The organism is Nitrospirota bacterium (genome assembly GCA_040752355.1).
Taxonomy (GTDB): Bacteria; Nitrospirota; Thermodesulfovibrionia; order Thermodesulfovibrionales; family Dissulfurispiraceae; genus JBFMCP01.
Map to the genome: position 1 here is coordinate 130,735 of JBFMHE010000008.1, position 10,230 is coordinate 140,964.

Consider the following 10,230-nt stretch of genomic DNA (forward strand, 5'->3'; position numbering starts at 1 on the left):
GAGAGCGCGCATGAGCAGAATAGAGAAGGCCCTGGAAAAAGCGGTAAAACTGAGGGACGGCAAAGCCGCCGATGCGCCGCCCGAAAAGGCGCCGGCAGCGAGACCGGCGCTCACGAGGGAGCGCGTATTCGACGTGCAGACCCTGGCGGTCGAGAACCCCTACATCATCACGCTCAGCGACCCGGCCTCTCCCATAACCGAGGAATACCGGAAGCTGAAGTCCATGGTAGTGAAGCTCACCAAGCTCGGCGGGTTCCGGAACACGATTATGATCACGAGCTCCCTGGGATGGGAGGGCAAGAGCGTTACGGCCATGAATTTCGCGATAACGCTCGCCCAGGAATACGACCACACGGTGCTCCTCATCGATGCGGACCTGCGGAAGCCCTCCCTGCATACGTATTTCGGCATCGCGCCCGAGGTCGGGCTTTCCGACTGCCTTCTCGATGAGGTCGATATGGGCGATGCGCTCATCAAGACCGGCATAGGGAAGCTCACGCTGCTTCCGGCGGGCAAGCCGGTCAAGAACCCGGTCGAGCTCCTTTCGTCGGACCGCATGCGGGAGTTCGTTTCGGAGATGAAGCACCGGTATGCCGACCGCTACATCATCATCGACACGCCGCCGGTGCTCGCCTTTGCCGAGACCCATGCGATCAGCACCCTCGTCGACGGCGTCATCTTCGTGGTGAAGGAGGGCGCGGCGTCGCTCCAGCATATCGGCAACGCCCTCGACATCCTCAAGCTCAGCAAGATCTTCGGGGTCGTCTACAACGACGCGGGCGTCATAGACCTGAACAGCCGTTACCATTCAGGACACTACTACGGCGGGTATAAACCGTTGCCTGAAAACGTCGCCCGCACCTAGCGCCATGTACGAGAGCTTCTTCAACTTCAGGACCAAGCCGTTCGAGCTGGTGCCCAACCCGGACTTCATCTACCTGAGCAAGGCGCACCGGCGGGCCATGACCTATCTCGACTACGGCATCAAGGAAAAGGCCGGGTTCATCCTCCTTACGGGAGAGGTGGGGTCCGGGAAGACGACGATCCTGCGCGACCTGCTCAAGAAACTGGACGGCCGCGTCACGGTGTCGAAGGTGTTCAACACGAAGGTGACCTCGGAGCAGCTGATCGCGATGATCAACGACGACTTCGGCCTTCCGGTCAAGGGAAAGGACAAGGTGCAGCTGCTCAAGGACCTGTTCGATTTCCTCATCGGTCAGTATGCGAAGGGGTACCATTCGGTGCTGATCATCGACGAGGCCCAGAACCTCAGCGTCGAGCTGCTCGAAGAGGTGCGCATGCTCTCGAACCTCGAAACGGACAGCGCCAAGCTCCTCCAGATCATCCTCTCGGGGCAGCCGGAGCTGCGGAGGGTCCTGTCGCTGCCGGAGCTGCAGCAGTTCCGCCAGCGGATCAACATCAGCTGCCATATCTATCCCCTGACGAGGGCCGAGGCCGAGGAGTATATCTTTCACCGCCTCGAGATAGCGGGGAACAAGGAGGCGGTCAACTTTTCCGAAACCGCCCTCGACAGCATTTACCAGTACAGCAGGGGCATTCCGCGGCTGATGAATATCATCTGCGACTTCCTGCTGCTCTCGGCCTTTGTGGAGGAGACGAGGGAGCTCAGCGCCGAGATGGTGACCGACGTGATCGGCGACCTCGAGCTCGAGAACAAGTACTGGGAGTTCGAGCATGCCATCAAGGCGGTTGCCGGAGAGCAGGCGCCGCGCGCGTTCGGCGAGGAGGAGCAGAAGTACTATGACGAGATCAGGCAGCTGCTCAGCGCCCTGAACCTCCGTATCGACGCCCTCGAAAAGGATACGGCAAAGATGAATCCCGCGATTTCGGGCGATGCCGGGAAGCGGCTCGACCTCTACGAGCGGTTTCTCAAGGAGCATATGAAGAAGACGGACGGGACGCTCGCCGAGCTGAGGCGTCAGTTCGAGGAGTACGGGAGCAGAAAAAACGGCGGCCTCGCCGCAGGCCCCCGGGAGATCAGGCGGGCCAAGAAGAGCTTCTTCAGGCGCTTCGCCGATCTGTTTTAGCGCAATGGACAGGCCATCCGCTCCGGCAATCAGGCCGGCAATCAGAAAGGAAGAGAACGACATGACGGAAACGCAGCCCCTGTGGTACGCCCTGTACGTGAAGTCGCGGCACGAGTTCATGACCGAGGGCGAGCTGCAGCGGAAGGGGATCGATACCTACCTGCCCTCGGCGCAGAAGCTCAGCCAATGGAAGGACAGGAAGAAGCTGGTCGCCTTTCCTCTCTTCCCGGGGTACTGCTTCGTGCGGGTCGCCCCCCGGCCCGAAGCGTTCCTGAGCGTGCTGAAGACGCGGGGAGCGGTGTCGCTCCTCGCCGCGAAGCCGGGCTGTCCTACGCCGGTGCCTGACGAAGAGATCCGCTCGCTCCAGCTCCTTATAGGGAGCGGAGAGCGCCTGGATATCTATCCGCATCTCAAGGAAGGGATGAGGGTGCGCGTAAAGCGGGGTCTGCTGAAAGGGGCGGAGGGTGTCCTGAGCAGGAAGGAGACCTCCTATTCGTTCGTGGTCAATGTAGAACTGCTCGGCAGAAGCATCGGTGTCGCCATCGGCGCCGATGAGGTCGAGGCCGCATAGCACAGAACGCGGGAACGGCAAGAACAGCTCATCCATAAGGGACGACGCCGGTCGTCAGGCTCTTCGCTTCGGCAGTCGTGCGGGGCAGGAGCAGCGATTCCTTTCCTGGCGCACTGCATGCCGTGTGCTCAGGGGCCGCATATCCTCATACAGCGCATCAGCCTTCTCAGCCGCTTTTGTGACTGAGGAGGCGGAGCATTGAGAAAAGATAAGTAAGAAGTAAGAGATAGGGGAGGGTTATTATGAAAGCGGTCATACTTGCAGGAGGTCTCGGGACGCGGCTCTCGGAAGAGACCGTCGCCCGACCCAAGCCGATGGTCGAGATCGGGGGAAGGCCGATGCTCTGGCACATCATGAAGATCTATTACGCCGCGGGAATAAGGGACTTCGTCATCTGCTGCGGCTACAAGGGACATATGATCAAGCAGTACTTTTCCGACTATGCGCTCCATATGTCCGATCTCACCTTCGATATGGAGCACCACAAGGTCTCGGTGCACCAGAACGGCGCCGAGACCTGGAAGGTCACCCTCATCGATACCGGCGAAAAGACGATGACCGGAGGTCGTCTCAAGAGGGTCAGGGACTACGTCGGCAGCGAGACCTTCTGCTTCACCTACGGCGACGGCGTGAGCAATGTCCCTATCCCGGAGCTCGTCGCGTTTCACCGGCAGCGGAACGCACTGGCGACCCTGACAGCAGTGCAGCCTCCGGGCCGCTTCGGCGCGATCAGCCTCAAGGCCGGCGAAAGCATGATTACGAGCTTCAAGGAGAAGCCGGACGGCGACGGGGCGTGGATCAACGGCGGTTTTTTTGTCCTCGAGCCGGCGGTCTTCGACTATATCCGGGACGATGCCACCGTATGGGAGCAGGAGCCGCTCCGGGACCTGGCCCGGGACGGAAAGCTCGCGGCGTACAAGCACAGCGGATTCTGGCAGTCCATGGACACCCTGCGGGACAAGGCCTATCTCGAAGAGCTCTGGAACAGCGGGAACCCTCCCTGGAAACTATGGTAGGAGGATGCGCTATGGAGGTTTTATGGATGCCGATATAACGATCATCGGAGCCGGCGTTATCGGTCTCGCCATTGCCGCCGAGCTGGCGGACCACGGGACCAACCTCTACCTCATCGAGAAGAACGAGACGCACGGCAGGGGGGTCAGCTCCCGGAACAGCGAGGTGATCCATGCCGGGCTCTACTATCCTTCCGGTTCCCTGAAGGGCAGGCTCTGTATCGAGGGGCGCGAGATGCTCTACGCGATCTGCGCAGAGCACCGGATCCCTTTCAGAAAGACCGGGAAGCTGGTCATCGCCCTGTCGGATGAGGAGATGGAGACGGTCGAGGCCCTGGGGCAGAACGCGGTGCGCAACGGGGTTTCGTCGGTAGCCCTGCTCGGCGGGAAACAGGTCGCGGCAATGGAACCCCATATACGGGCATGCGGGGCGCTCTACTCGCCGGAGACGGGCATCCTCAGCGTCCACGGCTTGATGGACTACTACCTGCGCCAGGCGAGGACAAACGGCGCGGAGGTCGTCTGCGGGACAGAGGTCGTCGGCATCGAGCCGGTAGACGGCGGATACCGGCTGAGCACCGTCAACCGCGAAGGCGAGTACTTCGACTTCGACAGCGAACGGGTCATCAATGCAGCGGGGCTCCATTCCGATGCGATCGCCGCGATGGTCGGGAAAGAGTACACGCTCCATTACTGCAAGGGAAACTACTTTAGCATAAATAATGCCAAGAGCGGCATGGTGCAGCGCCTGGTCTATCCGGTTCCCGAAAAGGACCACGTGGGACTCGGCGTGCATCTCACCCTCGACCTGACAGGGAGGATGAAGCTGGGGCCGGACACCGAGTATATAGGGCGTATCGAGGATTACCGGGTCGATAAGAGCAAGGCCGATCTCTTCTACGAATCGGCGGTCCGCTTCCTCCCCTTTATCCGGAGAGAGGACATCATGCCCGATATGGCGGGCATACGGCCGAAACTGCAGGCGCAGGGCGACACCTTCCGCGATTTCGTCATCAGCGAGGACCTCCCGGGATTCATCAATCTCGTCGGCATAGAGTCTCCGGGACTCACCGCGGCGCCGGCCATAGCCCGCTACGTCAAGTCGATCATTTAGAGTGTTTAACGGAATGAGGAGGGGGAGTCGGACAGGCATAGTACATTCGTCTCAACTGCCACCCCGAAGACCTTCCATCTTCGGGGGTCCCGATTCTCGGTCGATGCGACCTCCGAGGCGGGGCAGCCCGGAATCGAGTCGTACCGACCCGCTCCCGGTATTCCCGAAAAGTCTACGACTTTCCGGGAGCCCTCTGTATCTCTATGGGGTCCCCAAAAAGACGGTGTCTTTTTGGGGCGGGGTTTCGCTTGGGCTGCCCATGCCGCTCATGTACTATGCCTCGCCCGACTCCAAGCTCCTTTATTTCGTTAGAGACTCTCAGTATATATATCCATAGAAAAGGAGAACCGGATAATGAACATTTTGATCACCGGCAACATGGGGTATATCGGCCCTTCGGTCGTGGAGCGGCTCCGTGCGTCGCATCCCGGGGCGACCCTGATCGGCCTCGATACGGGGTACTTTGCGCATTGTCTCACCAATGCCGCGATCTTTCCCGAATGCAAGGTCGATGTGCAGTTTTTCGGGGATGTAAGAAAACTCCGGAAAGAGCTGCTGGACGGTATCGATGTCGTGGTACACCTTGCCGCCATATCCAACGATCCCATGGGAAATACCTTCGAGGAGGTCACCCACGAGATCAACTACCGGGCGAGTGTCGCGCTGGCGAAGGCGGCAAAGGCGGCGGGAGCGTCCTCCTTTGTGTACGCCTCGAGCTGCAGCATGTACGGCGCTGCCGACGACAGCCCTCGAGACGAGCAGTCGCCGCTCAACCCCCTGACCGCGTACGCCCGGTCGAAGGTCCTCACCGAACAAGAGCTGGAGCAGATCGCCGATGACCGCTTCACCGTCACCAGCCTCCGGTTTTCTACTGCGTGCGGCATGAGCGAGCGGCTGCGGCTCGACCTGGTGCTCAACGACTTCGTCGCCGGCGCGGTGATATCCAAAAAGATCAGCATACTCAGCGACGGGACGCCCTGGCGGCCCCTGATCAACATAAAAGATATGGCCCGTGCAATCGACTGGGCGGCAGGCAGGAAGAGGGACAACGGAGGGCGGTTCCTGGCGGTCAACGTGGGCAGCAACGAGTGGAACTACCAGGTCAGGGAATTGGCGGAAGCGGTCGCAGCGGTCATTCCGGGCACCGAGGTATCGATCAACCCCGACGCCCCGCCGGACAAACGCTCGTACCGGGTCAGCTTCGATCTGTTCAGGAAGCTCGCCCCGGAGTATCAGCCGCAGGTCGATCTCATCACCACGATCAGGGAGCTGAAGGACGGCCTCGAGGCGATGCATTTCAGCAACAGCAATTTCCGCAACTCACACTTCATGCGGCTGAAGGTGCTCCAGCACCTCCGCGAAAGCGGTTTTTTGACGGAACGTCTCGAGTGGACAGACGGGCGAGACATCTCGACACGCAAGAGCGCCGGGGTGACGAAAGGGGTGGCGGCATGATCTTCAAAGAGACGGCGCTCAAGGGGGCATTCATTATCGAGCCCGAAAAGAGGGCCGACGAGCGGGGCATGTTCGCGCGCGCCTGGTGCAGGAACGAGTTCGAGGCGCACGGCCTCGTCGCTGCCGTGGTGCAGAGCAACCTCTCGTTCAGCAGGAAGAAAGGCACCCTGCGCGGCATGCATTACCAGCTCCCGCCGTACGAAGAGACCAAGCTCGTGCGCTGCACGAAGGGCGCTCTCTTCGACGTGATCATCGACCTCAGGCCCGCCTCGCCGACCTACAAGCAGTGGATCGGCGCAGAGCTGACCGAGGAGAACCATACCATGCTGTATGTGCCGCGGGGGTTCGCGCACGGCTTCCAGACCCTCACCGATAACGTCGAGGTGTTCTACCACGTGTCGCAGTTCTACTCGCCCGAGGCGGAGCGGGGAATCCGGTGGAACGATCCCCTCTTCGGCATCCGGTGGCCGGAAGCCGCGGAGCGCACCATATCGGATAAGGACCGGAGCTGGCCGGACTTCACCCCGGAGTGGCACCTGGGCGCATCGAAACCAGAGACTGCCGTTGCCGCGCTGCCGTAAGGTCTGAACACCACCACCTCATAATCGGGAGGAGATCAATGATAATCGTCGATAGGGCGCTCGAAAAGCGCGAGCACGAAGGCGCTCCCCTTACGGTAGCGCTGGTCGGGGCCGGATTCATGGGGCGCGGTATTGCGCTCCAGATTATCAACAGCGTTAAGGGGATGCGGCTCGTGGCGATCGCAAACCGCCGCCTCGACGGAGCGGGCCGGGCCTATGCAGAGGCGGGAATCACCGGGATCGAAACGGTCGAGACGGTGGCGGGGCTGGAAGAGGCGATCGCGCGCAAGCGCCCGGCGATTACCGACGATGCGCTGCTGCTCTGCCGTGCCGAAGGTATCGATGCGATCATCGAAGCGACGGGGGATGTCGAGTTCGGGGCCCGCGTGGTGCTCGAGGCGATCGAGCACCGCAAGCATGTCGTCATGATGAACGCGGAGCTGGACGGCACCATCGGCCCGATACTCAAGGTCTATGCGGATAAAGCGGGCGTGGTCATCACCAATGCGGACGGCGACCAGCCGGGCGTTATCATGAACCTCTACCGTTTTGTGAAGGGAATCGGGGTGACGCCGGCGCTCTGCGGCAACATCAAGGGGCTCCACGATCCTTACCGCAACCCGACCACCCAGAAGTCCTTTGCGGAGCAGTGGAAGCAGAAACCGCACATGGTCACTTCCTTCGCCGACGGCACGAAGATCTCGTTCGAGCAGGCGATCGTGGCGAACGCCACCGGCATGCGGGTCGCCCGGCGCGGCATGTTCGGTCCTGCGGTCGCGGCAGGCACGCCCATCGATCAGGCAGCGGCGTGGTACCCGGCGGACGCTCTCCTCGGCGGCAGCGGCATCGTTGATTATGTCGTAGGCGCGACGCCGAGCCCCGGCGTATTCGTGCTCGGCACGCACGACCATCCTGCGCAGAAGCACTACCTCAATCTGTACAAGCTTGGCGCCGGTCCGTTCTACTGCTTTTATACGCCCTATCACCTCTGCCATTTCGAAGTGCCTATGACCGCCGCCCGGGCCGTCCTGTTCGGCGATGCCGCGATCGCTCCCCTCGGCGCCCCCTTCGTGGAGGTGGTCGCCGCCGCGAAGAAAGACCTTGCGGCAGGAGAAGTCCTCGACGGTATCGGACACTACATGACTTACGGACTCTGCGAGAATGCGGATGTCGCGAACGCGCAGCGCCTGCTGCCCATGGGGCTTGCGCAGGGATGCACCCTGAAGCGCGACCTGCCGCGGGACCGGGTGCTCACATACGACGATGTGGAGCTCCCCGCAAACAGGCTGAGCGACCGCCTTCGCGCCGAGCAGGACCGCTATTTCACCCGCGCCTGCCGCCCGCACGCCGCAGCGTAGTCCGGGGAGAGGAATCGCGGAGCATGACAGGAACCCTGCGCTCCCGCATCAAGGAGTACACGGGCGCGTTGCCCGACTTCATTATCGTCGGCGCACAGAAGTGCGGCACCACGTCGCTGTACCATTATCTCGTCCAGCACCCCTGCATCTACCCTACATCGGTAAAGGAGGTCGGCTATTTCGACCGGTACTATGCGAAGGGGATCGGGTGGTACCGGGCCCAGTTCCCGTCGCGGCTGAAGAAGCTGCTCGCGACGCATCTCCGGGGAGAACCGTTCCTTACCGGCGAGGCGAGCACCGGCTATATCATAAAGCCGCACTCTCTGAGGAGAATACAGCGGACGCTCCCGGAGGTGAAGGTGCTGCTGATGCTCAGGAACCCCGTCGACCGGGCCTACTCTCATTACCAGCACACCCTGAGGATCCGGATGGAAACGCTTCCCTTCGAAGAGGCGATCGGGCGCGAGGAGGAGCGGATCGGCAGCGCATGGAAGAGAATGCTCGAGGAGGACGATTACTACAATCTGGAAATCGCCTTTTACGGATACCTGCGCACCGGCATGTATGCCGATCAGGTGAGGGTGCTGCAGACGCTGTTTCCGAAGGAGCGCACCCTCATCATGAGGACAGAGGATTTCAATGCGGATCCCGCTTCGGCGGTGAGACGGGTGGTAGCGTTTCTCGGACTTCCGGCATGGGCCCCCGAGCGGTTCGAGCGCCATAATAAAGGAAGCTACGAGACGAAACTGGAACCCCGCGTGAGAGAGAGGCTGGTCGAGTACTTCAGACCGCACAACGAGCGGCTGTCCTCGTATCTCGGCATCGGCCTCGGCTGGGATCGCTGAGGACATTCACCAATAATGACGCAATCAACGACAGGAGAGATACCCGCATGACCGTAAGCAGTACGAGTGATCACGTGCTCCCCGCAGGTGAACCGGGAATTCCCCCGATTATACGGATCGAGCCCTCCCAGGGCTGGGTCGAGCTCAGGCTCAAGGAGGTGTGGAACTATCGCGAGCTGCTCTACTTCCTGGTCTGGCGCGAAATAAAAGTGCGCTACAAGCAGACGGTGCTGGGGGCGGCGTGGGCCGTCATCCAGCCGCTGTTCACCATGGCGGTCTTCAGCATCGTCTTCGGGCGGCTGGTGAAGGTCCCCTCCGACGGCATTCCCTATCCGCTCTTCAGCTTTGCCGCACTCGTGCCCTGGACCTTTTTTGCAAACGGACTGAGCCGGGCATCAGGCAGCCTGGTGAGCAACTCGAACCTGGTGAAGAAAGTCTACTTCCCCCGCCTGGCGATACCGATCTCGGCGCTCCTGTCGGGGGTAGCCGACTTCGTCCTCGCGTTTCTCGTACTGATCGGCATGATCTTCTATTACGGCATGACGCCCACGATCAATGTCGTGTGGCTCCCCTTCCTGCTCGCGCTCGCGTTCGCGACCTCGCTCGGCGTATCGCTCTGGCTCGCTGCCATGAACGTCCAATTCCGTGATATAATGTATATTATACCTTTCCTTTCGCAGCTCTGGTTTTACGCGACACCGATTGCGTATTCGAGCAGCCTTCTCTCAGAGCCCTGGCGTACGCTCTATGGTATCAACCCGATGGTCGGCGTGGTCGAGGGCTTCCGGTGGGCCCTCCTCGGAACGAACACCGCTCCGGGCCCTATGATCGCCGTCTCTTCAGCGGTGACGCTGACGCTCCTGGTAACCGGCGCCTTTTATTTCCGCCGTTTCGAAAAAACCTTTGCGGATGTGGTGTGACCATGAACGATATAGCGGTTCGCGTCGAGGGTCTCGGCAAGCAGTACCAGATCGGCAAGAAACAGGACACGTACCTGACGCTGCAGGAGACGCTCATCAGCGTTGTTACCGGTCCGCTCCGGAGGGCAAAGAGCGTGCTGCGCGGCCAGGGGCTCGGGGGCGCCGAACAGGTCGAGAGCATATGGGCACTCAAGGACGTCTCGTTCGAGGTGAAGCGGGGGGAGGTGGTGGGGATCATCGGGAGGAACGGTGCGGGCAAGAGCACGCTTTTGAAGATACTGTCGCGCATCGTGGACCCCACCGAGGGCTGCGCCGAGATACGGGG

The 10,230-nt window shown here is 61.1% G+C and carries 11 protein-coding genes; all 11 read left to right on the top strand.

The window, feature by feature from the left end:
* Nucleotides 1-10 precede the first annotated feature (10 nt).
* Entirely contained in the window at nt 11-865 is an 855-nt protein-coding gene (locus AB1805_07880; GenBank protein MEW5745337.1) for an XrtA-associated tyrosine autokinase, read from the top strand.
* A 4-nt stretch (nt 866-869) separates the two neighbouring features.
* Nucleotides 870-2,048 carry an XrtA/PEP-CTERM system-associated ATPase gene (locus AB1805_07885; protein ID MEW5745338.1) on the top strand — a complete coding sequence of 393 codons (1,179 nt, stop codon included), beginning with the start codon at nt 870-872 and terminating at the stop codon, nt 2,046-2,048.
* A gap of 61 nt (nt 2,049-2,109) precedes the next feature.
* Nucleotides 2,110-2,619, top strand: a complete 510-nt coding sequence (locus AB1805_07890; protein MEW5745339.1) for a UpxY family transcription antiterminator — start codon at nt 2,110-2,112, stop codon at nt 2,617-2,619.
* A 242-nt stretch (nt 2,620-2,861) separates the two neighbouring features.
* Nucleotides 2,862-3,635: a glucose-1-phosphate cytidylyltransferase gene (rfbF, locus tag AB1805_07895; protein MEW5745340.1), complete on the top strand. Its 774-nt coding sequence runs from the start codon at nt 2,862-2,864 to the stop codon at nt 3,633-3,635.
* A gap of 22 nt (nt 3,636-3,657) precedes the next feature.
* Nucleotides 3,658-4,746, top strand: coding sequence for an NAD(P)/FAD-dependent oxidoreductase (locus tag AB1805_07900; protein ID MEW5745341.1), 1,089 nt, complete (start codon nt 3,658-3,660; stop codon nt 4,744-4,746).
* A 354-nt stretch (nt 4,747-5,100) separates the two neighbouring features.
* On the top strand, nt 5,101-6,201 hold the full coding sequence (locus AB1805_07905; protein ID MEW5745342.1) for an NAD-dependent epimerase/dehydratase family protein: 1,101 nt from the start codon (nt 5,101-5,103) through the stop codon (nt 6,199-6,201).
* Complete coding sequence (gene rfbC, locus AB1805_07910) at nt 6,198-6,782, top strand: dTDP-4-dehydrorhamnose 3,5-epimerase (protein MEW5745343.1); 585 nt, start codon at nt 6,198-6,200, stop codon at nt 6,780-6,782. Before AB1805_07905 ends, rfbC begins: the two co-directional genes overlap by 4 nt.
* 38 nt (nt 6,783-6,820) lie before the next feature.
* Nucleotides 6,821-8,140, top strand: coding sequence for an SAF domain-containing protein (locus AB1805_07915; protein MEW5745344.1), 1,320 nt, complete (start codon nt 6,821-6,823; stop codon nt 8,138-8,140).
* A 23-nt stretch (nt 8,141-8,163) separates the two neighbouring features.
* The gene (locus tag AB1805_07920; protein MEW5745345.1) at nt 8,164-8,985 is read left to right on the top strand and encodes a sulfotransferase domain-containing protein; all 822 of its coding nucleotides are present in this window, start codon (nt 8,164-8,166) and stop codon (nt 8,983-8,985) included.
* Between the two features lie 47 nt (nt 8,986-9,032).
* Complete coding sequence (locus AB1805_07925) at nt 9,033-9,905, top strand: ABC transporter permease (GenBank protein ID MEW5745346.1); 873 nt, start codon at nt 9,033-9,035, stop codon at nt 9,903-9,905.
* 2 nt (nt 9,906-9,907) lie between these two features.
* A partial coding sequence (locus AB1805_07930; GenBank protein MEW5745347.1) for an ATP-binding cassette domain-containing protein occupies nt 9,908-10,230 on the top strand: 323 nt, incomplete at its 3' end.

Bases quoted from the DNA above. Each gene is read 5' to 3' on its own strand.
- AB1805_07880 (MEW5745337.1), top strand. From the start codon at position 11: ATGAGCAGAATAGAGAAGGCCCTGGAAAAAGCGGTAAAACTGAGGGAC.
- AB1805_07885 (MEW5745338.1), top strand. From the start codon at position 870: ATGTACGAGAGCTTCTTCAACTTCAGGACCAAGCCGTTCGAGCTGGTG.
- AB1805_07890 (MEW5745339.1), top strand. From the start codon at position 2,110: ATGACGGAAACGCAGCCCCTGTGGTACGCCCTGTACGTGAAGTCGCGG.
- rfbF (MEW5745340.1), top strand. From the start codon at position 2,862: ATGAAAGCGGTCATACTTGCAGGAGGTCTCGGGACGCGGCTCTCGGAA.
- AB1805_07900 (MEW5745341.1), top strand. From the start codon at position 3,658: ATGGATGCCGATATAACGATCATCGGAGCCGGCGTTATCGGTCTCGCC.
- AB1805_07905 (MEW5745342.1), top strand. From the start codon at position 5,101: ATGAACATTTTGATCACCGGCAACATGGGGTATATCGGCCCTTCGGTC.
- rfbC (MEW5745343.1), top strand. From the start codon at position 6,198: ATGATCTTCAAAGAGACGGCGCTCAAGGGGGCATTCATTATCGAGCCC.
- AB1805_07915 (MEW5745344.1), top strand. From the start codon at position 6,821: ATGATAATCGTCGATAGGGCGCTCGAAAAGCGCGAGCACGAAGGCGCT.
- AB1805_07920 (MEW5745345.1), top strand. From the start codon at position 8,164: ATGACAGGAACCCTGCGCTCCCGCATCAAGGAGTACACGGGCGCGTTG.
- AB1805_07925 (MEW5745346.1), top strand. From the start codon at position 9,033: ATGACCGTAAGCAGTACGAGTGATCACGTGCTCCCCGCAGGTGAACCG.